This is a genomic window from Citrobacter sp. Ct235 (genome assembly GCF_030332305.1).
GTDB lineage: Bacteria > Pseudomonadota > Gammaproteobacteria > Enterobacterales > Enterobacteriaceae > Citrobacter_A > Citrobacter_A telavivensis.
In genome coordinates this window covers 19,028-40,569 of the sequence record NZ_JAOWIC010000041.1, presented here as the reverse complement: position 1 = coordinate 40,569, position 21,542 = coordinate 19,028, and the positions used below count along the sequence as shown (strand labels likewise).

The following is a 21,542-nucleotide window of genomic DNA, read 5'->3' as shown; positions in this document are numbered from 1 at the left end:
GCTTAATACACACTCGGTAAGCGGGTATAAGTCATTAAGGTGGATGTCGCGTCATGGAGAGGATTACCGTCACTCTCGGGGAACGTAGTTACCCTATCACCATCGCGGCTGGTTTGTTTAACGAACCAGCTTCATTCTTACCGCTGAAATCGGGCGATCAGGTTATGTTGGTCACCAACGAAACCCTGGCTCCCCTTTATCTTGATAAGATTCGCAGCGTACTTGAACAAGCGGGGGTGAACGTTGATAGCGTCATCCTGCCTGACGGCGAGCAGTACAAGAGCCTGACGGTGCTGGATACGGTATTCACCGCCTTACTGCAAAAACCACACGGTCGTGATACGACGCTGGTCGCACTTGGCGGCGGTGTCATTGGCGACCTGACCGGTTTTGCCGCAGCCAGCTATCAGCGCGGTGTTCGCTTCATCCAGGTCCCGACGACGCTTCTGTCGCAGGTCGACTCCTCCGTTGGCGGTAAAACCGCTGTAAACCATCCCCTCGGCAAAAACATGATTGGCGCGTTTTATCAGCCGGCCTCCGTGGTGGTGGATCTCGACTGTCTGAAAACGCTGCCTGCTCGCGAACTGGCGTCCGGTCTGGCGGAAGTGATCAAGTACGGCATTATTCTTGATGGCGAATTCTTTAGCTGGCTGGAAGAGAATCTGGATGCGCTATTGCGTCTGGACGGACCGGCAATGGCCTGGTGTATTCGTCGTTGTTGTGAGCTGAAAGCCGAAGTTGTCGCCGCAGACGAGCGCGAAACCGGCTTACGTGCTTTACTGAATCTTGGGCATACATACGGTCATGCCATTGAAGCTGAAATGGGTTATGGCAATTGGTTACATGGTGAGGCGGTCGCAGCAGGTATGGTAATGGCTGCGCGCACGTCGGAACGTCTGGGGCAGTTTGCGCCAGAAGATACGCAGCGCATCATCACGTTACTCAAACGTGCCGGTTTGCCGGTTCACGGACCACGCGAGATGTCCGCGCAGGCTTATCTGCCGCATATGTTGCGTGATAAAAAAGTGTTAGCGGGAGAAATGCGCTTAGTCCTTCCGCTGGCAATAGGGAAAAGTGAAGTACGCGGCGGTGTGTCGCACGAAGTCGTTCTTAACGCTATTGCTGATTGCCAGCAGGCGTAACAACAAGAAAGGTCGGACTGATACGGCTCACGTATCGGCCATTTAGATTCAGGTTAGTTGCAACGTCGTAAGCATTAGCCTTTGAGTGGGGTGTTAAATGGATGAATTCAAACCAGAAGACGAGCTGAAACCCGATCCCAGCGATCGTCGTACTGGTCGTTCTCGTCAATCTTCAGAACGCGGTGAACCGCAGATCAACTTTGATGATGTTGATCTGGATGCTGACGATCGCCGTCCTGCACGCGGGCGTAAAGAACGCCTTGATGAGCAAGAGAGGGAAGAAGATTACGATTCCGATGATGAAGCGTTCGTGGATGAAGAGCGCGTAGAGCGTCGTCCACGTAAGCGTAAAAAAGCCGCCGGTAAACCTGCTTCCCGTCAGTACATGATGATGGGCGTGGGCGTGCTGGTTCTGCTGCTGTTGATCATCGGTATTGGCTCCGCGCTGAAAGCGCCTTCCACCCCGTCTTCAAACGCACAAACGGCGTCTGGCGAGAAGAGTATCGATCTCTCCGGCAATGCCGCTGACCAGGCAAACGGTGCCCAACCGGCTCCGGGAAGTACCTCCGCTGAACAGACTGCGGGCAACACGCCGCAGGATGTTTCTCTGCCGCCAATATCCTCCACGCCGACACAGGGACAAGCGCCTGCGACCGCAGAAGGCCAGCAGCGTGTAGAAGTGCAAGGCGATCTGAATAATGCGCTGACGCAACCGCAGGGTCAGGAACAGGTGAATAATGTGGTGGTGAACTCCACACTGCCTACTGAACCGGCGACCGTTGCGCCAGTGCGTAATGGTAATGCGTCGAGCCAGACGGCTGCGGCTCCTGGCAGCGAGCGCCCGGCCACCACGCGTCAGGAACGTAAGCAGGTTGTGATTGAGCCGAAGAAACCGCAGACAACCGCGAAAGCGACGCCAGCGGAACCGAAGCCGACGACCCAGCCTAAACGAGCGGAACCCGTAGCGCCTGCTGCCACCGCAGCACCGAAAGCGACGGCCAACGCCGCACCGGCACAGACGGCAGCGCCTGTACAGACCGCGCCAGTAGCAACAAGTAGCGCGGCGGGAGGCAAAAGCGCCGGTAACGTCGGATCGCTGAAGTCAGCACCGTCCAGCCATTACACCCTGCAGCTCAGTAGCTCTTCTAACTACGACAACCTGAACGGTTGGGCGAAGAAAGAGAATCTGAAAAACTATGTGGTGTATCAGACGACGCGTAACGGTCAACCGTGGTATGTTCTGGTGTCTGGCGTGTACGCCTCGAAAGAAGATGCCAAACGCGCGGTTTCCACGCTGCCAGCCGATGTGCAGGCAAAAAATCCGTGGGCCAAACCGTTGCATCAGGTACAGGCCGATCTGAAATAATGTTAAAGCGCAGGATGCTGTCGGAGCTTTCTCCACAGCCGGAGAAGGTGTAATTAGTTAGTCAGCATGAAAAAAAATCGCGCTTTTCTGAAGTGGGCAGGGGGGAAATACCCCCTGCTTGATGACATCAAACGGCATTTACCTCAGGGTGAATGCCTGGTCGAACCCTTTGTGGGTGCAGGGTCGGTGTTTCTTAACACCGACTTTTCTCGTTATATTCTTGCCGACATCAACAGCGATCTCATCAGTCTCTATAAGATCGTGAAGACCCGTACCGACGAGTACGTGCAGGCTTCCCGTGAGCTGTTTAGCCCAGAGACCAATCAGGCTGAGGTTTACTACCAGTTCCGTGAAGAGTTCAACGCCAGTCAGGATCTTTTCCGTCGTGCGGTCTTGTTCCTGTATTTGAACCGATATGGATACAACGGTCTGTGCCGGTATAATCTGCGTGGCGAATTTAACGTGCCGTTTGGACGTTACAAAAAGCCTTACTTCCCGGAAGCTGAGTTGTATCACTTTGCGGAAAAAGCGCAGAATGCGGAGTTCCATTGCCTCTCATATGATGAGTGTATGGATCGTGCGGATTCAAACTCGGTTGTCTATTGCGATCCGCCCTACGCCCCGCTGTCAGCGACGGCGAATTTCACCGCGTATCATACCAACAGCTTCAGCCCGAAAGAGCAGGCCCATCTGGCGAAGATGGCCGAAAAGCTGGTCAGTAAGCGGATCCCAGTGTTAATTTCGAACCATGACACCCCGGATACGCGCGAATGGTACAAAGCGGCGGAACATTTTCAGGTCAAAGTGCGGCGCAGTATAAGCAGCAACGGCGGCACACGTAAAAAGGTGGACGAACTGCTGGCTCTGTACAAACCAGGAGTCGTTTCACCCGCGAATAAATAATTCTCAAGGAGAAGCGGATGAAACAGTATTTGATTGCCCCCTCAATCCTGTCGGCTGATTTTGCTCGCCTGGGTGAGGACACCGCGAAAGCACTGGCTGCCGGTGGCGACGTCGTGCATTTTGACGTCATGGACAACCACTATGTACCGAATCTGACCATGGGGCCGATGGTCCTGAAATCCCTGCGTAAATACGGTATTACGGCGCCCATCGATGTGCATCTGATGGTGAAACCGGTCGACCGAATCATCCCGGATTTCGCCGCCGCAGGCGCCAGCATCATCACCTTTCACCCGGAAGCCTCCGAACACGTTGACCGCTCGCTGCAACTGATTAAAGAGCACGGCTGTAAAGCCGGGCTGGTTTTTAATCCGGCGACGCCGTTGAGCTATCTGGACTACGTGATGGACAAGCTGGATGTGATCCTGCTGATGTCCGTCAACCCGGGCTTTGGCGGTCAGTCTTTCATTGCGCAAACGCTGGACAAACTGCGCGAAGTCCGTCGTCGCATTGACGCGTCGGGTTACGACATTCGCCTCGAAGTGGATGGCGGCGTGAAAGCGAGCAACATCGGTGAAATCGCCGCAGCCGGGGCTGACATGTTTGTCGCCGGTTCCGCTGTCTTCGATCAGCCAGACTACAAAAAAGTCATTGATGACATGCGCAGCGAACTGGCAAAGGTAAGTCATGGATAAATTGCAGGATATTCGGGGCGTCGCCTTCGACCTCGACGGTACGTTGGTGGATAGCGCGCCGGGATTGAGCGCCGCAGTGGACATGGCGCTGTATGCGCTTGAGCTGCCGGTTGCCGGTGAAGAGCGCGTCATTACCTGGATTGGTAACGGTGCTGATGTATTGATGGAGCGTGCGTTAACCTGGTCTCGTCAGGAACGCGCGACATTGCGTAAGACGATGGGCAAACCGCCGGTCGATGATGATATTCCCGCCGAGGAGCAGGTCCGTATTCTGCGTAAGCTGTTTGACCGCTACTACGGGGATGTTGCTGAAGAGGGGACGTTCCTGTTCCCTGATGTCGCCGATACGCTGGGCGCGCTGCACGCCAAAGGGCTGCCGCTCGGTCTGGTGACTAACAAGCCGACACCGTTTGTTGCGCCATTGCTCGATGCGCTGGATATTGGCAAATATTTCAGCGTGGTCATCGGCGGTGACGACGTCCAGAACAAAAAACCTCATCCGGATCCACTGCTGTTGGTGGCAAGTAAGCTCGGCATTGCGCCAGAGCAATTGCTCTTCGTTGGGGATTCGCGTAATGATATTCAGGCGGCAAAAGCCGCTGGCTGCCCGTCCGTAGGCCTCACCTACGGCTACAACTACGGCGAACCGATCGCGCTGAGCCAGCCAGACATCATGTACGACCGCATTAGTGAATTACTGCCCGCTCTCGGGCTTCCGCATAGCGAAAATCAGGAATCGAAAAATGACTAAGCCCATCGTTTTTAGTGGCGCACAGCCCTCAGGTGAATTGACCATTGGCAACTACATGGGTGCACTGCGTCAGTGGGTGAACATGCAGGATGACTACCATTGCATCTATTGCATCGTTGACCAGCATGCCATCACCGTTCGTCAGGATGCCCAGCAACTGCGTAAAGCGACGCTGGATACGCTGGCGCTCTATCTTGCGTGCGGTATCGATCCTGAAAAAAGCACCATTTTCGTTCAGTCCCACGTGCCTGAACATGCGCAACTGAGCTGGGCGCTGAACTGCTACACCTACTTTGGCGAACTGAGCCGTATGACCCAGTTCAAAGATAAGTCAGCGCGTTACGCTGAGAACATCAACGCCGGTCTGTTTGACTATCCGGTACTGATGGCGGCAGATATCCTGCTGTATCAGACCAACCTGGTGCCGGTGGGTGAAGACCAGAAACAGCATCTGGAACTGAGCCGCGATATCGCCCAGCGTTTCAACGCGCTGTATGGTGAGATCTTCAAAGTTCCTGAACCGTTTATTCCTAAGTCAGGTGCCCGCGTGATGTCTCTGCTGGAGCCGACGAAAAAGATGTCCAAGTCGGACGATAACCGCAACAACGTGATTGGCCTGCTGGAAGATCCGAAATCGGTGGTTAAAAAACTTAAGCGAGCCATGACTGACTCGGAAGAGCCGCCGGTTGTGCGTTATGACGTTAAAGAGAAACCCGGCGTGTCTAACCTGCTGGATATTCTCTCTGCCGTGACCGGCAAGAGCATTCCTGAGCTGGAACAGAGCTTCGAAGGCAAAATGTACGGTCATCTGAAAGGTGAAGTCGCCGATGCGGTTTCCGGCATGCTGACCGAGCTGCAGGAGCGTTATCATCGTTTCCGCAACGACGAAGCCTTCCTGCAGCAGGTGATGAAAGACGGTGCGGAAAAAGCCAGCGCGCGCGCATCAGCTACGCTGAAAGCGGTCTACGAAGCGATTGGTTTTGTCGCTAAGCCGTAAGAAATGGTAGAAACAAAAAGAGGGCTACGGTCCTCTTTTTTATTGCGTATTAATGACGCTGATTATCAATCGTCAGCGTCACGCGATTGGCACGGCAGAAAAGCTCAGAGGCATGAACAGGTTTGTCATTTTGATCAAAGGCTATCTTACTGATACGAAACAACGGTTCGCCCAGTTCACACCTGAGCCATTTCGCCTGGGCTCGGGTGGCGGCAAAGATATCGATTGTTTTTTTATCATTCAGCACTCGCGTATCGAAACGCTCCTGAAATAATTGATAAGTAGAAGCCCCTTCCGTATAAAGCGTATCAAAATCAGGGTAACGAGAGAGCGGGATCCAGGAGCTATCGATAAAGAGCGGTTCTTTATCGAGATACATAACGCGGCTCAGATGGAAGACATCGCTATTACCTGGAATATTGAGCTTCTCACAAAATGGTGAGGCGTTAATCCGCTCCTGTTCGATAACTTTCTCTTTGGTCGGTTTGCCTTGTGAAACGCCAAAATCAGTAAAACCACTGACGGTGAGCAGGGCGTTTTCGACTTTCTGGCTCTGCACAAACGTGCCTTTCCCCTGCCAGCGGATCAATACGCCGTCGGCGACCAGATCGCTGATGGCCTTACGGATAGTGATGCGACTGACGTTGTATTGCGTACAGAGCTCGCTTTCCGTGGGTATCTGTTGACCCGGCTGATAGATTCCCTGCGCAATATTGTCCAGCAGTTGCTGGCGTACTGTTGCGTAGAGAAGTTGATGTGAGTAGCGATCCGTGGCTGACATAATCGACCCTGAAAAAGAGAGTAATAGGCGGATTATAGAGTCGTTTCTTTGTAAGTAACAGGGTGTTGGCGTGAAGTGACTCACGCCAACACCGTGGTTACCAGGCACCGTGATACTGGATTGTTTGAGCCGCGTTGGCTGTACCTTGCTTCATCGCGTCAGGTAATGACTGGCCTGACGCCCGGGCGCAGAGAAAACCGGCGATAAAAGAGTCGCCAGCGCCCATCGTATCGACGACGGTAACCTGCTCCGGGGTTTGACGCCAGAACTGCCTGCCATCCCAGGCGATACTGCCGTTTTCCCCAAGCGTAACGATCACCGCACCAGCGCCTTGCTCCACAATCGTTTTCATACGCAGGCAAAGTGCGTCGTCCTCAACCTGGGCGGAAGCAAAAGCAAAGTCGAGATATGGCGGTAGTGTTTGCCATAGCGGACTATCCCACTTGTCGGAAAAGTCGAATGCCATTGTCTTCCCGTTTGCATACAGGCGAGGAAAGGCGTCTTCAGCATGCCCCCAGATAGCCGAGTGGATAATGTCGTAATCGCCAAGCCAGCGATAATCCTCTTCACTGAGCGCAAAGTCGGCCATTACCCCTTCGGTGTAGTCGCCAAACACCCGATCGTTCCCGTTCAGTGTTACCTGCGTTTGCGCAGTCAGGCCTGGCTTTGTGTGTACATGGCTGATATCGATTCCCTTGCGGGCCAGATCGCACCTGAGCGTATTACCGTAGTCATCTTCGCCAACCCAGGTGATGCATCCGGGCTGCATACCGTAGCGTGTGGAGTAAACGGCGACATTGACCGCGTTGCCGCCAGAGAAAGCCTTATTCAGCTGTGGGTAAATATCGACACAGTTATCGCCAATGGTCGCCAGTTTTTTCATTATACGTCCTCCGGTAACAGCGCGCGAAAGCGCTCCAGCGCCTGACGTGCATAAAGCCGTGGCTCGTTCATGTACATGGTCACCAACTCGACGGTGCAATAGCCGTTATAACCCCTGTCGATGATATCGCGCATCAGCTCACGCAGCGGCATCTTGCCATCGCCGGGAATGTAGTGGGTATCGCTCGCCCCGTCACTGTCGACAATGTGCAGATGACGCAATTTCTTGCCCAGTTTGTCGAAATAGCTCATCACCGGTTCGGCCTGAACATAAGGCGCGCAGATGTCGATCATACTGAACAGTCGCGGTGAAGGAACCAGCGCCAGCGTTCGTAGAACATCGTTGGCGTTACAAACCACGTTCGATTCATACGGGGTGAGAGGCTCCAGAATTAAATCCATCCCGATGTTTTCGGCGTACTCACAAAGCTCACTCAGATTTTCGGCAAGACGCGCCCAGATGTCGTTCGGCGTGGCGAGGTAGCCCGCGTGAGCCGCAGAGATAAGCGTATAGCCCGCGTTCATCTCTTTTGCCATGTCCATCGCCAGTTTTATCATATCCAGGCTTTCCCGACGCATACGCTCGTCGCCTATCATCATGTTATACGGGTAGCCGTTGGTTTCCGGCGTATAGCCGATGATGGGCATTTGATAGGATTCGGCGAGCGCTTTGATTTGGCGGATGCCGCCTGCTTTTAGATCGGGTGCAAAAGCATGCGGACGTCCCCCCCACAGTTCAATGCCGTCGTAACCAAGTTCGCGTGCGTCCCGAAATGCGTGCTCAACTGGCAACCGCTGGTGGCCGCAGGTAAACATACCTGTTTTCATCATATTGCTCCTTGGGAAACCCGGCTTTTGGCCGGGCCAGGTTGAGGGATTAATATTCCACGATGCCGCCGTAGTAACGGCGTTCATCCGGGTTGTGATCTTTGTAAATAGAGAGGTAGTAGCAGAGCCATTCCATTGGTACGAACATCAGGAACGGTGCGAGCCACGGGTGTAAGCCTTGAGCGATATCGGCGTAATCAATCACGATGACGTTATCGGTACGCTGCTTCACAAAGCTGATTGCCCGCTCGGTAGTGTGACGGCTTTCGTCGCTACCCAGCAGGAACAGGAAGGGGATACCGGGTTCGACAATCTCCAGCGGGCCGTGACGAAATTCGCCGCTTTCGATAACTGAACCATGCGTCCAGGTAAACTCCATCAGCGTGACGATGCCTTCTTTGTAGCCCAGCGGGCGCAGAGGACCCGCTGAAACGGTGTAAATCATTGGCCACTGGCTGGCTTGTTCACCCAACTGGCGCCCTTTTTCTTCCCAGTTACGCACCAGATAGCCTAGTGCTTCAGGTAATTTGCGCAGATCGTTTTTAATTTTGCCGATCTCTGGTACAGGAGAAAGACGGGTAATCATCTCCAGCACCACGCTGTAGCACAGCAGGAGATGTATTTCCCAGATGCAGTCGGCCTGATAATCGACGACAAACTCGGCGGCCGCCGTGATTGGGCTGTCCGGGCGTTTCGTGAACGCTACAGTGAGCGCACCGCAGGCGCGGCCCAGCTCCAGCGCTTTAATGACTTCGTCGGTTTTACCGTAGTCGGAGACGCCGATAACGGCGCAACGATCGTCGAGACGGTAAGGTGTGTTATCACAAAATTCCCAGCCGGAGAGGGCGTACACCTGAAGATCGGAAAAACGATCCGCCAGGTGTTTCGCGGTTTGTGCGGCATTCAGCGGTGAGCCGCAGGCCACAAAGTAAATGCGATCAATATGGCGACTCACCATTTCGCCCACAATGGCATGAACACGCGGGACATCCTGAGACAGGACCTTTTCCACCTCCTGAACCATATTTTCGGTGACCAGGAAGTCCACAGTGCTTTTATCAATATCCAACATTTCAATAATCTCCAGATAATATTACGACAAGGTCGCCAACTGGCGGTTGCGCCTTTCCCAGAAGGCATAAGCGGGCAGGCCAGTAGCAATAACAATAACGGCGCAGATAAGCCCTGGAATCGGGGCCCAGACAAAGGTGGATGCAACCAGGATCAGGCTCGACGCGATGGCAAGAAAGGTCATCAGACCGAATGCCGGAGTACGCCACAGGGGCTTGTAGTCTTCCCGTTTACGGCACCAGATGATCGAGCTAAAAGTGAGCGTGTTTTTGAAGCACATCACCAGGGTGAAGTAGCCCAGCAGGCTGGTCAAATCGGAGACAAAGATGAAGAAGATCCCCAGCGCAGCTTGCAGCACGATAGAGACATCCGGGGTGTTGTACTTCGGATGAACATGACCGAAACATTTGAAAAAAAGCTTATCTTTTGCCATCGCATACTCAAGGCGCGGTTGATACATCACACAGCTTGAGAGCGAACCGAGGATCACGATCATCGCGGTGATCGCCACGAAAATACCGGCGGTACTGCCCAGCGCCGGGATCCACGTCAGCGCATCAGAGATGGGGGTTCCTGAGGCGGCGAGTTTATCGAACGGCATCAGGCCAGAAATCACCAGCGCCAACAGGCTGTAGAGCACCAGAACAAGTAAGCATGAGCCAATCAGTGCGCGCGGCATCGTTTTGCCTGGGTTTTTAATCTCGCCGGTCATATAGCAAATAGAGGCCATGCCAGTGTATGACCAACTGGTAGCGGAAATGCCGGCAAGAAGCGCCATAAACCCGCCCGTAGCGCTGACCACCGTTGTGGTGGGGGCTGAGAAATTGTCGGCTTTAAACCAGAAGATCCCCAGACCAATAACGATGGTGAACGGAATGATCTTGGCGATGGTAATCAACGTCTGGAATGCGGCACCGCCTTCAACGGAGCGTAGGTGCAGCAGCATGAACATGACGATCAGCGCCGACGCGATAAACTTGCCCATCAGTGGATCAATCGGCATCAGGAACCCGAGGTTGCTAACGACCGCAAGCGCCATGATCGAGAGTGAAGGGGCATCATTTGCCCAGAAGCTTGCCCAGCCGGAAAGGAATGCCAGAGGGCGGCTTCCCGCGTTTTTAAGATAAACATAATCTGCGCCGTTTTCCGGGTACGCGGTCGATAACTCCGCATAGACGCACATTTGTGGGATAACAATCAAACCGCCGATAACAAAGGCGAGCACGGTCAACCATGGCGTGCCTGCCGCTTTTGCTACTTCACCTACTGAAACGAAAATACCGGAGCCGACGGTTGTCCCAACGGCAATAGCGAGCACGGCCCAGAAGCCTAGCTTGCGTTGAAGTTCCTGGCTTTCCATATCAATACCTTTATTAGAATGTTGTAGGGTCAAAAAGGGTCGCCTGCGAGCATCTACAGCAAATGAAGTTTCGCTATATGATGACTCATAACCAATATAACAACATATGATGAATTGTATTGTAGAGAAAGATCACAAAATAGCCATCGTATGTGGCGTGAGTGAAGGGTTTTAGATTAACTAATTGTATTTATAGATAAAAAAAGGACCGCCAGAGCGATCCTTTTTTAACGCTTAACGTCAGAACCAATTCAGCTTATCTCGCAGCCCGACCACCCGGCCAACAATGATCAGCGCCGGACTTGCCACCTTCGTTGCCAGTTCACCCAGTTGCGACAGTTCGCCGTTCACGACCCGTTGTTTCACCGAGGTGCCGTTCTCAACCAGTGCAACCGGCATATCGGCCTGCATACCAAATTCGATCAGTTTTTGCTGGATAGTGGCGGCCTGATTCAGCCCCATGTAGAACACCAGCGTCTGTTTCTCTGCCGCCAGGTTTTCCCAGTCCAGTTCGCCGCCGGTTTTCAGGTGTCCGGTAACCAGACGAACGCTCTGGGCGTAGTCCCGGTGGGTCAGCGGAATACCGGAGTAGGCGGAACAGCCGGAAGCTGCCGTAATCCCCGGTACCACGGAGAATGGAATACCAGCGTGACACAGCGTTTCCAGCTCTTCACCACCACGACCAAAGATAAAGGGATCACCGCCTTTCAGACGAACGACGCGTTTGCCCTGTTGTGCTTCCCGCAGCAGAATTTGGTTAATTTCTTCCTGCGGAACACAGTGATAGCCCGCGCGTTTACCCACAAATACGCGGTCGGCGTCGCGACGCACAAGGTTCATGATATCGTCAGAAACCAGGCGGTCATAGACCACCACATCGGCCTGCTGGATCTGCTGCAGTCCTTTCAGCGTCAGAAGACCGGCATCACCAGGACCTGCGCCCACCAGCACGACTTCACCGCGATGATCCAACGGCTCGCGGAGCATCTGCTCAGTGGTTTCTTCCACCGCTTTGTGGTCGGCATTCGCCAGCGACTGCGCCAGTCTGTCGTTAACAAACAGCTTTTCCCAGAAGCGGCGACGTTCGCCCATCGTGGCAAACTGTTTTTTCACCCGGGAACGAAGTTGCCCGGCGAACTGCGCGACCTGGCCCAAATGTTGAGGTAATACGGATTCCAGCTTTTCACGCAGCAGACGGGCCAACACCGGTGAGGTGCCGCCGGAGGAGACCGCTACCATCAGCGGCGAGCGGTCGATAATCGATGGCATGATGAAACTGGCAGCCTTTGGTGCATCCACGACGTTACAGAAGATGCGACGGGATTGTGCGGCATCGCTGACGCGCTGATTCACTGCGTCATCATCGGTCGCGGCAATCGCCAGCCAGCACGGGTCGAGAAGGGTTTCATCAAACGGCCCTTCCACCAGCGTTAACATGTTTTCATTTGCCCATACGGTGAACTGCGGAATAAATGTCAGCGCATTAACCGTTAAACGAGCGCCCGCTTCCAGCAGTAACCGTGCTTTGCGTTCTGCGACATCACCACCGCCGACAATAAGACAGTCACGGTCACGTAGTTGACAAAATATAGGCAAATGATCCACGACATTACCCCTTAATTATTGGCAGCAGCCTCAGTTTGGTTGATTTTTGCCGGAGCAGGTCGCTCCGATTTCGGCGTAGCATACCAATAACCTAATCCCATGAACACGACACCGGACAAAGTATTGCCGAGTGTTACCCACAACAGATTATGACCAATCCCTGCCAGGGTATAGGCTTCGCTGTGGTGACCGAACCAGGAGAGGGCAAACAGCGTCATGTTGGCAACCGAGTGTTCATAGCCGGACGCGATAAACGCCAGCAGACACCACCAGATAGCGATAAATTTCGCGGCGCCTTCAGTACGGATTGCCATCCAGATTGCCAGACAAACCAGCCAGTTACACAGCGCGCCTTTGAAGAAAAGTACGGTTGCCGGTGCCGTGGTTTTCGCCAGCGCGACCGAATGTACGATGCTGGTATCGACCGGCAGCAGGCTGCCGCCGCCCCAACTGTACAGCAGCGCGACGAACACGGAGCCGACCAGGTTACCCAACCAGGTCTGCGGCAAAATTGCCCACATTTGCCCCTGGCTGATGGTGCCCGCTTTGACGCCAAGCGTCAGGAACATCGTGTGACCGGTAAACAGTTCGGAACCGGCAATAATCACCAGCGTTAAGGCGATCCCAAAAGTTGCGCCCATCACCAGCGGACGCACGGACGGGTCGAGTAAATTTCCAAGGGTGAAAATCAGGATGATACCCAGGCCAACGTAAGCTCCAGCCATCGCTGAGCTGACCCAAAAGCCGAGCGGATTATTTGCCGACAGGCGTGCGATGCGCGCAGCGTTAGCCGCACATTTGTTAATCGTATCTGTGAACATGATTATCCTTGAAATGAAAAAATAAAAACGTAACCGTAGGCCGGATAAGGCATTTATGCCGCCATCCGGCAATGCGCTTTTGCAATTTGCCGGATGGCGCTACGCTTATCAGTCCTGTGAAAAAAAGGTCTACCCATTACGTCAAAAAAGGGAGGCGTTGCGCCTCCCTATAATTCATTCGCTGCGCAACTGCACAATGCCGTCTTTCACCCGCGCCTCGTAGCACGCCACGGAATGACTTTCATCCTCCATGCACAGGCCGTCGCTCAGGCGGAAGCGCTGTTTTTTCAACGGGCTGGCGACCCACAATTCACCCTGATGTTCCGCAATCAGCCCACGGGACAGTACGCTGGACTCAAAGAACGGGTCGATGTTGCTGATCGCAAACACCTGGTCGCTGTGATATGGACGAAAGATGGCGACCTGTTCCTCACCTAACAACGCGCAGACGCCGGTTGCTGGCAGGATGTCATCAATGTGGCATATGTTTGTCCACTGGCTCATGCGTTTTCCTCCACCAGAGTAACCGGAATGCGTTCGTACGGTGTGGCCGGACGATGCTGTTCACGTTCAGGTACCACCTGGACGTTCGGATCGCGTTTATCACTGTTGATGAAGTGTCTGAAACGCGTCTGGGCAGACGGCGTGTTGACGGTTTCCGTCCACTCACAGACCACGGCTTCGCGCAGACGGGCCATCTCTTCTTCCAGATGGGCGTTCAGACCCAGCTTGTCGTCGATGATGACGGATCTCAGATACTCGATACCACCTTCCAGATTGTCTAACCACGGCGCGGTACGGGTCAGTTTGTCCGCCGTACGGATGTAGAACATCATGAAACGGTCGAGATAGTTGAGCAGGGTTTCACTGTCGATATCCGCCGCCAACAGATCGGCATGACGAGGTTTCATCCCGCCGTTACCGCAGACGTACAGGTTCCAGCCTTTTTCGGTCGCGATAATCCCCACGTCTTTCCCCTGCGCTTCCGCACATTCACGGGTACAGCCGGAGACGCCGAACTTCATTTTGTGTGGGGTACGAATACCTTTGTAGCGGTTTTCCAGCTCAACGCCGAAGCCCACGCTGTCGCCTACGCCGTAACGGCACCAGGTGCTGCCCACGCAGGTTTTTGCCATTCGCAGCGCTTTGGCATAGGCATGACCGGTTTCAAAACCCGCTTCAATCAGTTGACGCCAGATTTCCGGCAGATCGTCTTTCTGCGCGCCGAACAGGCCGATACGTTGAGAACCGGTGATTTTGGTGTACAGGTTAAATTCACGGGCGATACGACCCACGGCGACCAGGCCTTCCGGGGTGATTTCACCACCGGCAGAGCGTGGGATGACGGAGTAGGTCCCGTCTTTCTGGATATTTGCCAGGAAGTTGTCGTTGGTATCCTGTAGCGGCGTGTGCTGCGGTTTCAGGATGTACTCATTCCAGCAGGAGGCCAGCAGAGAACCCACGGTCGGTTTACACACTTCGCAGCCGTAACCTTTACCGTGTTTCGCCAGCAGTTCCTCGAAGGTTTTGATGCCTTCCACGCGAATCAGATGGAACAGTTCCTGACGTGAGTACGCAAAGTGCTCACACAGGTTGTTATTCACTTCAATACCCTGTTTCGCCAGTTCGGCGTTCAGCACCTGGGTGACCAGCGGGATACAGCCGCCGCAGCCGGTACCGGCTTTGGTTTCGGCCTTCAGCGCGGCAACGGTGTGGCAACCTTTGTTGATGGCGGCGACCAGCATGCCCTTGGTGACGTCGAAACAGGAGCAAATCTGCGCGCTGTCCGGTAGTTTATCCACGCCGATGGACGGTTTACCGCTGCCGGCATGGGCGGGCAGGATCAGCGAGTCCGGGTTTTCCGGCAGTTCGATGGCGTTCAGCACCAGTTGCAGTAGGTTGCCGTAATCGCTGGTATCCCCTACCAGTACAGCGCCAAGCAGCGTTTTGTTATCAGAGCTTACGATAAGGCGTTTGTAGACCTCTTTGCTTTCGTCGAGGTAAACGTAGCTACGGGCACCCGGCGTGCGGCCATGCGCGTCGCCAATACCGCCGACATCAACGCCCAGCAGTTTCAGCTTAGCGCTCAGATCCGCGCCTTCGAAGGCGTTTTCGTTTTCGAGGATATGGTCAACGGCGACCTGCGCCATTTTGTAGCCCGGTGCGACCAGACCGTACACCCGGTTATTCCAGCTGGCACATTCACCGATAGCGTAGATATCCGGGTCGGACGTCTGGCAGGCATCGTTGATCACGATCCCGCCGCGTGGTGCGACCTCAAGACCACACTGCGTCGCCAGCTTGTCGCGTGGGCGAATGCCGGTGGAGAAGACGATGAAATCCACTTCCAGCTCGCTACCGTCGGCAAAACGCATGGTTTTACGCGCTTCGGTGCCTTCCTGAACGATCTCCTGGGTGTTTTTGCTGGTGTGCACACGCACGCCCATGCTTTCAATCTTGCGACGCAGCTGTTCGCCGCCCATATGGTCAAGCTGTTCAGCCATCAACATCGGGGCGAATTCAATCACGTGCGTTTCCACACCGAGGTTTTTCAGCGCGCCTGCCGCTTCCAGACCTAACAGACCACCGCCGACGACTGCACCGCGACGGCTTCGACGGGCACAGGATTCAATCGCGTTGAGGTCTTCAATGGTGCGATAAACAAAGCAGTCCTGGGTTTCGGAACCTTTAATCGGCGGGATCCACGGATAGGAACCGGTCGCCATGACGAGCTTGTCGTAGTAAACCGTACGACCTGCGCTGGAGTGAATAACCTTTTCCTGGCGATTGATGGTAATGGCGCGTTCGCCGACCAGCACGTTAACGCCGTGCTTCTCGTAAAATCCTTCGCGGACCAGAGACAGTTCTTCGGCGGTGTGATGTGAGAAGTAGGATGAAAGGTGCACACGGTCGTATGCCTTGCGGGGTTCTTCGCAGAAAACAGTAATATCGAACAGGCTGGCATCGGATTTATCAAGAAGGTCCTCAATAAAGCGATGGCCGACCATACCATTACCGATAATAGCGAGTCTGACTTTGCTCATTTTTGCCTCGATTTCTTTTCTATTACTGCTTACCTTAACGATTCAGCAACCCCACTTATTGATGCAAATCAAATTCACCTTTATATACTCCTTAAGGGGTATATTGCTGATTTGTCAGCATTTTCTTAAGTTGTGGAAATATCAGACTTTTCGCGATTGTATGAATAACATACAAATTGAGGGGCTTTTAGCGTCGGAGGACTACCACTAGAGATTGGGTGGCCTACGCCGTTCGGGGAAGGGGAGACAAACGATAAAATGCCGGATGGCGGCTGCGCCTAATCCGGCCGGCAAAAACGATCGCCCTGCGTAGGCCGGATAAGACGCAACGCGTTGTTATCCGGCTAATCACATTACTGTGCTGCTGGTGTCCCATGCTGGCGATGACGAGTGACAAAGCCGAGGATGAAGCACATAACGAAGACAATGGCGTACAGGCCATTCGCGGTAAGCAGGGCAGCCTGAGGGCCGCTGTGCGCCACGATAGGACCGGTGACGACAAACGTCAGCATGGTGCCGATGGTGCCGCAGGTCAGTACGAAGTTAACCAGTTTTGGCGAAGCCACTTTGGTCTGCTGCGAACCCAGGGTGATGATGGTGGTATAGATGGCGCTCGAGAAGAAGCCCAGTGCCAGAATACACCACGGCATATGCTCAGGCGTACCGGTGATGAACAGGTACATCAGCACGGTAGCCAGGGCGGCCAGCACCGTCAGAATGCGCTGCAAATCGAAAAAACGCAGAATGAAGCTGAAGGCCCACATCCCGAACATGTACGACATCCAGAAATTGCTGACCAGTGTGCCGGCGTCGTTCAGACTCATTCCCAGCCCTTTTGCGTACTCAGGTACCCAGGAGATGAAGCCCAACTGGCCCAGGATGTAACACAGCGCCGCAATGGACAGGAACAAGACGCCGATGCCCCATTTTTCTTTCACTGCCGGCGTGTCGCTCTGTGGCGCGTGTTTGCCCAGCGGCGGGAATTCGCAGCCAAAGGTCAGAAGGAAAATAACGACATAGACCAGTCCGATACAGGCGTACACCCAATACCATTCGATGCTGCGCGCCAGCAGGAACGCGGCAACCATTGGGAAGATCATCCCAGCCATGCTGAAAAAGGAGTCGGTAAACAGCAGACGAGAGCCGCGCTGACGGCCTTCATACATCTGTGTAATCAGGAACGTACCAATCGACATCGTGATCCCGCTGACCAGCCCCAGTACAAACATCGCAGCGGAGAACAGGGCCAGGCTATGGCTGAACATCAGTCCTGCTACGGCCAGCACCATCAGGATGAAGCCGAAACGCAGCTGCGTTTTCAACGGGATGATTTCCATCAGCCAGGCATTGAGGAAAATGGAGATCAAAATACCGGCGTTCAGGAAGGTGAAAGTGTTACTCATACTGGAAACCGGCAGATGGAAATACTCTGCGATGTTTCCCATCACCATCCCGGTGACAATCACCAACGCACCGGTGAGGGCGTAGGAGAGAAAGCTAATCCATGTGAGCTTGATACGATTGCTGTTAGTCATGACTGGCCTGTAAATGGAAGTAAAGCGCGTTGACAGCGCTGTGGGCGGGCAGATTTTAGGCGTTTTAGTGATGTATTTAAATGTTTATTGGCAACTTCTGGCTGTGTTGCAATTTTTAGTGTGATAAACATCACAATTCTTGGCCGGCCCATCAAAGTTACAGATGTTTCTGGTACGTAAAATTAGGTAAAGGGATGGCCTTGTCCCTGAAGGCTCTTTAGAATCGAACCACTGGCTTTTGTTACCGCTCTCCTAAAGGAAATCTCATGCTCAAATCGACCCTGGCGGCTGTTGCAGCTGTTTTCGCCCTTTCTGCTCTCTCTCCCGCGGCGTTGGCAGCAAAAGGGGATCCGCACGTTTTGCTGACAACCTCTGCAGGTAATATTGAACTGGAACTGAATAGCCAAAAAGCGCCTGTTTCAGTGCAAAACTTTGTCGATTATGTGAACAACGGTTTCTATAACAACACCACGTTTCACCGCGTGATTCCGGGCTTCATGGTCCAGGGCGGTGGCTTCACTGAACAGATGCAGCAGAAGAAACCCAATCCTCCGATTAAAAACGAAGCCGACAACGGCCTGCGCAACACGCGCGGCACCATCGCGATGGCGCGTACTGCCGATAAAGACAGCGCGACCAGCCAGTTCTTTATCAACGTAGCGGATAACGCCTTCCTCGATCACGGCCAGCGTGACTTCGGTTATGCCGTATTTGGTAAAGTTGTGAAAGGGATGGACGTGGCTGATAAGATCTCCCAGGTTCCGACCCATGATGTCGGCCCTTACCAGAATGTGCCGTCAAAACCGGTTGTTATCCTGTCCGCAAAAGTTCTGCCGTAATCCTTTCCCGCGCGGGCATTGCTGGCCCGCGTCGTTTCATCCTCCCTGCGTAACCGCGTTTTGCTGCTTATACTTGTGGCAAACACGGATCAATCAGGGAGGCGTAAAGTGAAAAAACTCACCGACAGGCAAAAATCCCGGCTCTGGGAACAGCAGCGAAACGTGAATTTTCAGGCCAGTCGCCGTCTTGAGGGCGTCGAACATCCGCTAATCACGCTTAATGCCGCAGAGGCGCTGACGCGTCTGGAAGAACTCCGGAGGCACTATGAGCGCTAAAATCGGCGACGACCGCGATCCGTATCTCTACCCCGGACTGAACGTGATGCGTAACCGTCTGGGGATCCACCAGGTCGAACGTCTGGAACAGGCCGCTTACGAACTCACCGCGCTGCGTGCGGCGACCATCGAACTGGGACCGGCGAAGCGCGGGTTACCTCACCTGTGTGCGATTCATCGTCAGCTTTACCAGGACGTTTTCGACTGGGCAGGCCACCTGCGTGAAGTGGATATCTATCAGGGAGATACCCGTTTCTGCCACTTCGCCTACATCGAAAAAGAGGGCAATGCCCTGATGCAGGATCTGGAAGAAGAGGGCTACCTGATGGGACTGCCGGAAGAGAAATTCGTCAATCGTCTTGCGCATTATTACTGTGAGATCAACGTGCTGCATCCGTTTCGTCTCGGCAGCGGCATGGCGCAGCGGATTTTCTTCGAACAACTGGCTATTCATGCCGGTTATCTTCTTCACTGGGGGGATGTTTCGGTGGCGGAGTGGAATCGGGCGAATCAGGAAGGGGCGATGGGCGACCTTAGTGCTTTACAGGCGATATTTCGTAAAGGGGTAAGCGAAGCCGAGGAAACTGAGTAGAATAGCGCGGTTTTCCTGGACCGGAGCCGCCATGATCCTGCTTATCGATAACTACGATTCTTTCACCTGGAACCTCTACCAGTATTTTTGCGAGCTGGGCGCTGACGTGCGGGTTAAGCGTAATGACGAGTTGACGCTGTCGCAGATCGATGCGCTGAATCCGCAAAAAATCGTCATCTCGCCCGGCCCCTGTACCCCGGATGATGCCGGAATTTCGCTGGACGTGATTCGCCACTATGCCGGTCGTTTGCCGATACTGGGTGTTTGTCTGGGGCATCAGGCGATGGCGCAGGCATTTGGCGCGACAATCGTGCGCGCCGCAAAAGTGATGCACGGAAAAACGTCGCCCATCCGCCATACGGGACAGGGCGTGTTTCAGGGGCTAACTAACCCCCTTACCGTCACCCGTTACCATTCGCTTCTCATCGATCCCGCCACGCTTCCCGACTGCTTTGAGGTGACCGCCTGGAGCGAAACGCAGGAGATTATGGGGATCCGCCATACGACGTGGGATCTGGAGGGCGTGCAGTTTCATCCGGAAAGTATTCTCAGCGAACAGGGTCATCAGCTGCTGGCCAATTTCCTCAGTCGGTGATTTGTGGTTGCTATCTGATGATTTTTTATGCATATTTTGTGATTATATTTTCACATTCATTTTTGCGTAACTGGATGGTCATGAGATGGCAACTGAACAAACGGCAGTAACCCGGGCAACTTTTGATGAAGTCATTCTGCCAATTTATGCACCGGCAGAATTTATTCCGGTAAAAGGGAAAGGCAGCCGGGTCTGGGATCAGCAGGGCAAGGACTACGTTGATTTCGCGGGCGGGATTGCGGTGACTGCGCTGGGGCACTGCCATCCGGCGCTGGTGGAGGCCCTGAAAACCCAGGGCGAAACGCTCTGGCATACCAGTAACGTTTTCACCAACGAACCCGCACTGCGTCTGGGGCGAAAAATCATCGACGCCACCTTTGCCGAGCGCGTGCTGTTCATGAACTCCGGGACAGAAGCCAACGAAACGGCGTTCAAGCTGGCGCGTCATTACGCCTGTGTGCGCCATAGCCCGTTCAAAACCAAAATCATTGCCTTTCATAATGCGTTCCACGGCCGCTCGTTGTTTACCGTTACCGTGGGTGGACAGCCGAAGTATTCTGATGGCTTCGGTCCAAAACCGGCGGATATCGTCCACGTTCCGTTTAACGATCTCCACGCCGTGAAGGCGGTGATGGATGACCATACCTGCGCTGTCGTGGTTGAACCTGTACAGGGTGAGGGCGGCGTTCTGGCCGCAACGCCGGCGTTCCTGCAAGGTCTGCGTGACCTCTGCAGTCAGCATCAGGCGCTGCTGGTGTTTGATGAAGTGCAATGCGGAATGGGGCGCACCGGCGACCTCTTTGCCTATATGCACTACGGCGTGACGCCGGATATTCTTACCAGTGCGAAAGCCCTGGGCGGCGGCTTCCCGGTGAGTGCGGTATTGACGACTCAGGAGATCGCCTCAGCGTTTCACGTCGGCTCTCATGGATCAACCTACGGCGGCAACCCGCTAGCCTGCGCGGTAGCAGAGGCGGCGTTCGACATCATCAACACCCCGGATGTGCTGGGCGGCGTGGTGGCGAAACGGCAGAAATTTGTTCAACATCTGCAACAGATTGATGAGCAGTACCACGTGTTTAGCGACATTCGCGGCATGGGCCTGTTGATTGGTGCCGAGTTGCAACCGCAGTACAAAGGACGCGCGCGCGATTTCCTCTATGCGGCGGCGGATGCCGGCGTAATGGTGTTGAATGCGGGGCCGGACGTGATGCGCTTTGCGCCATCGCTGGTGGTGGAAGAGGCGGATATCGACGAAGGGATGCTGCGTTTTGCCGACGCTGTCGCAAAAATTGTCGGTTAACAGTTTGCCTGATGGCACTGCGCTTGTCAGGCTTGTTGTCGATAACACGCTCCATGTAGGCCGGATAAGGCGTTACGCCGCCATCCGGTAATCAGTTAACTCTCTGCCTGATGGCGCTGCGCTTATCAGGCTTGTTGTCGATAACGCGCTCCATGT

At 54.2% G+C, this 21,542-nt stretch carries 21 protein-coding genes; 11 read left to right on the top strand and 10 right to left on the bottom strand.

Annotation, left to right across the window (positions count from 1 at the left end):
• Positions 1–53: 53 nt before the first annotated feature.
• The 6 genes from aroB (at position 54) to trpS (ending at position 5,854) form a co-directional block, all read left to right on the top strand.
• Positions 54–1,142 carry a 3-dehydroquinate synthase gene (gene aroB / locus OGY35_RS07030; RefSeq protein WP_042998412.1) on the top strand — a complete coding sequence of 363 codons (1,089 nt, stop codon included), beginning with the start codon at positions 54–56 and terminating at the stop codon, positions 1,140–1,142.
• Positions 1,143–1,239: 97 nt separating this feature from the next.
• Positions 1,240–2,508: a cell division protein DamX gene (damX, locus tag OGY35_RS07025; RefSeq protein WP_286631800.1), complete on the top strand. Its 1,269-nt coding sequence runs from the start codon at positions 1,240–1,242 to the stop codon at positions 2,506–2,508.
• Between the two features lie 66 nt (positions 2,509–2,574).
• Positions 2,575–3,411, top strand: a complete 837-nt coding sequence (gene dam, locus OGY35_RS07020; RefSeq protein WP_152400255.1) for an adenine-specific DNA-methyltransferase — start codon at positions 2,575–2,577, stop codon at positions 3,409–3,411.
• A gap of 17 nt (positions 3,412–3,428) precedes the next feature.
• Positions 3,429–4,106 carry a ribulose-phosphate 3-epimerase gene (rpe, locus tag OGY35_RS07015; RefSeq protein WP_152400253.1) on the top strand — a complete coding sequence of 226 codons (678 nt, stop codon included), beginning with the start codon at positions 3,429–3,431 and terminating at the stop codon, positions 4,104–4,106.
• Positions 4,099–4,857 carry a phosphoglycolate phosphatase gene (gene gph, locus OGY35_RS07010; RefSeq protein WP_152400251.1) on the top strand — a complete coding sequence of 253 codons (759 nt, stop codon included), beginning with the start codon at positions 4,099–4,101 and terminating at the stop codon, positions 4,855–4,857. The genes rpe and gph overlap by 8 nt, the downstream gene beginning before the upstream one ends.
• Entirely contained in the window at positions 4,850–5,854 is a 1,005-nt protein-coding gene (gene trpS, locus OGY35_RS07005) for a tryptophan--tRNA ligase (protein WP_042322857.1), read from the top strand. The genes gph and trpS overlap by 8 nt, the downstream gene beginning before the upstream one ends.
• Positions 5,855–5,903: 49 nt before the next feature.
• Here trpS and OGY35_RS07000 read toward each other — a convergent pair whose 3' ends face one another.
• From OGY35_RS07000 to tsgA, 10 genes are all read right to left on the bottom strand, one after another.
• Positions 5,904–6,635: a GntR family transcriptional regulator gene (locus OGY35_RS07000; RefSeq protein ID WP_178827778.1), complete on the bottom strand. Its 732-nt coding sequence runs from the start codon at positions 6,633–6,635 to the stop codon at positions 5,904–5,906.
• A gap of 97 nt (positions 6,636–6,732) precedes the next feature.
• Positions 6,733–7,518 carry a fructoselysine 6-kinase gene (gene frlD / locus OGY35_RS06995; protein WP_286631798.1) on the bottom strand — a complete coding sequence of 262 codons (786 nt, stop codon included), beginning with the start codon at positions 7,516–7,518 and terminating at the stop codon, positions 6,733–6,735.
• Positions 7,518–8,345: a fructoselysine 3-epimerase gene (frlC, locus tag OGY35_RS06990; protein ID WP_178827783.1), complete on the bottom strand. Its 828-nt coding sequence runs from the start codon at positions 8,343–8,345 to the stop codon at positions 7,518–7,520. Before frlC ends, frlD begins: the two co-directional genes overlap by 1 nt.
• A gap of 49 nt (positions 8,346–8,394) precedes the next feature.
• Complete coding sequence (gene frlB, locus OGY35_RS06985) at positions 8,395–9,417, bottom strand: fructoselysine 6-phosphate deglycase (RefSeq protein WP_286631797.1); 1,023 nt, start codon at positions 9,415–9,417, stop codon at positions 8,395–8,397.
• Positions 9,418–9,438: 21 nt separating this feature from the next.
• Entirely contained in the window at positions 9,439–10,776 is a 1,338-nt protein-coding gene (frlA, locus tag OGY35_RS06980; protein WP_286631796.1) for a fructoselysine/psicoselysine transporter FrlA, read from the bottom strand.
• A 240-nt stretch (positions 10,777–11,016) separates the two neighbouring features.
• Complete coding sequence (gene cysG / locus OGY35_RS06975; protein ID WP_286631795.1) at positions 11,017–12,381, bottom strand: siroheme synthase CysG; 1,365 nt, start codon at positions 12,379–12,381, stop codon at positions 11,017–11,019.
• A gap of 11 nt (positions 12,382–12,392) precedes the next feature.
• Complete coding sequence (gene nirC, locus OGY35_RS06970; protein WP_152400247.1) at positions 12,393–13,202, bottom strand: nitrite transporter NirC; 810 nt, start codon at positions 13,200–13,202, stop codon at positions 12,393–12,395.
• A 174-nt stretch (positions 13,203–13,376) separates the two neighbouring features.
• Positions 13,377–13,706, bottom strand: a complete 330-nt coding sequence (gene nirD, locus OGY35_RS06965; protein ID WP_152400245.1) for a nitrite reductase small subunit NirD — start codon at positions 13,704–13,706, stop codon at positions 13,377–13,379.
• Positions 13,703–16,246, bottom strand: a complete 2,544-nt coding sequence (gene nirB, locus OGY35_RS06960; RefSeq protein ID WP_286631792.1) for an NADPH-nitrite reductase large subunit — start codon at positions 16,244–16,246, stop codon at positions 13,703–13,705. Before nirB ends, nirD begins: the two co-directional genes overlap by 4 nt.
• A 353-nt stretch (positions 16,247–16,599) precedes the next feature.
• Complete coding sequence (gene tsgA / locus OGY35_RS06955) at positions 16,600–17,781, bottom strand: MFS transporter TsgA (RefSeq protein ID WP_178826625.1); 1,182 nt, start codon at positions 17,779–17,781, stop codon at positions 16,600–16,602.
• 266 nt (positions 17,782–18,047) lie between these two features.
• On the opposite strand from tsgA, the gene ppiA reads away from it, so the two are divergent.
• The 5 genes from ppiA to argD all read left to right on the top strand — a co-directional run bounded on the left by ppiA (position 18,048) and on the right by argD (position 21,386).
• Entirely contained in the window at positions 18,048–18,620 is a 573-nt protein-coding gene (ppiA, locus tag OGY35_RS06950; RefSeq protein WP_042322832.1) for a peptidylprolyl isomerase A, read from the top strand.
• Between the two features lie 108 nt (positions 18,621–18,728).
• Entirely contained in the window at positions 18,729–18,896 is a 168-nt protein-coding gene (gene ficA / locus OGY35_RS06945) for a FicA/YhfG family antitoxin (RefSeq protein WP_152400238.1), read from the top strand.
• Entirely contained in the window at positions 18,886–19,488 is a 603-nt protein-coding gene (locus OGY35_RS06940; protein WP_152400236.1) for a putative adenosine monophosphate-protein transferase Fic, read from the top strand. Before ficA ends, OGY35_RS06940 begins: the two co-directional genes overlap by 11 nt.
• A 31-nt stretch (positions 19,489–19,519) precedes the next feature.
• Positions 19,520–20,083 (top strand): aminodeoxychorismate synthase component 2, encoded by a 564-nt coding sequence (gene pabA, locus OGY35_RS06935; protein ID WP_178826619.1) that lies wholly within the window; start codon positions 19,520–19,522, stop codon positions 20,081–20,083.
• Between the two features lie 85 nt (positions 20,084–20,168).
• Positions 20,169–21,386 (top strand): bifunctional acetylornithine/succinyldiaminopimelate transaminase, encoded by a 1,218-nt coding sequence (gene argD, locus OGY35_RS06930; protein ID WP_286631791.1) that lies wholly within the window; start codon positions 20,169–20,171, stop codon positions 21,384–21,386.
• The last annotated feature ends 156 nt before the right edge of the window (positions 21,387–21,542 follow it).

Coding starts and splice junctions, on each gene's coding strand:
- aroB (WP_042998412.1), top strand. CDS start 54: ATGGAGAGGATTACCGTCACTCTCGGGGAACGTAGTTACCCTATCACC.
- damX (WP_286631800.1), top strand. CDS start 1,240: ATGGATGAATTCAAACCAGAAGACGAGCTGAAACCCGATCCCAGCGAT.
- dam (WP_152400255.1), top strand. CDS start 2,575: ATGAAAAAAAATCGCGCTTTTCTGAAGTGGGCAGGGGGGAAATACCCC.
- rpe (WP_152400253.1), top strand. CDS start 3,429: ATGAAACAGTATTTGATTGCCCCCTCAATCCTGTCGGCTGATTTTGCT.
- gph (WP_152400251.1), top strand. CDS start 4,099: ATGGATAAATTGCAGGATATTCGGGGCGTCGCCTTCGACCTCGACGGT.
- trpS (WP_042322857.1), top strand. CDS start 4,850: ATGACTAAGCCCATCGTTTTTAGTGGCGCACAGCCCTCAGGTGAATTG.
- OGY35_RS07000 (WP_178827778.1), bottom strand. CDS start 6,635: ATGTCAGCCACGGATCGCTACTCACATCAACTTCTCTACGCAACAGTA.
- frlD (WP_286631798.1), bottom strand. CDS start 7,518: ATGAAAAAACTGGCGACCATTGGCGATAACTGTGTCGATATTTACCCA.
- frlC (WP_178827783.1), bottom strand. CDS start 8,345: ATGAAAACAGGTATGTTTACCTGCGGCCACCAGCGGTTGCCAGTTGAG.
- frlB (WP_286631797.1), bottom strand. CDS start 9,417: ATGTTGGATATTGATAAAAGCACTGTGGACTTCCTGGTCACCGAAAAT.
- frlA (WP_286631796.1), bottom strand. CDS start 10,776: ATGGAAAGCCAGGAACTTCAACGCAAGCTAGGCTTCTGGGCCGTGCTC.
- nirC (WP_152400247.1), bottom strand. CDS start 13,202: ATGTTCACAGATACGATTAACAAATGTGCGGCTAACGCTGCGCGCATC.
- nirD (WP_152400245.1), bottom strand. CDS start 13,706: ATGAGCCAGTGGACAAACATATGCCACATTGATGACATCCTGCCAGCA.
- nirB (WP_286631792.1), bottom strand. CDS start 16,246: ATGAGCAAAGTCAGACTCGCTATTATCGGTAATGGTATGGTCGGCCAT.
- tsgA (WP_178826625.1), bottom strand. CDS start 17,781: ATGACTAACAGCAATCGTATCAAGCTCACATGGATTAGCTTTCTCTCC.
- ppiA (WP_042322832.1), top strand. CDS start 18,048: ATGCTCAAATCGACCCTGGCGGCTGTTGCAGCTGTTTTCGCCCTTTCT.
- OGY35_RS06940 (WP_152400236.1), top strand. CDS start 18,886: ATGAGCGCTAAAATCGGCGACGACCGCGATCCGTATCTCTACCCCGGA.
- pabA (WP_178826619.1), top strand. CDS start 19,520: ATGATCCTGCTTATCGATAACTACGATTCTTTCACCTGGAACCTCTAC.
- argD (WP_286631791.1), top strand. CDS start 20,169: ATGGCAACTGAACAAACGGCAGTAACCCGGGCAACTTTTGATGAAGTC.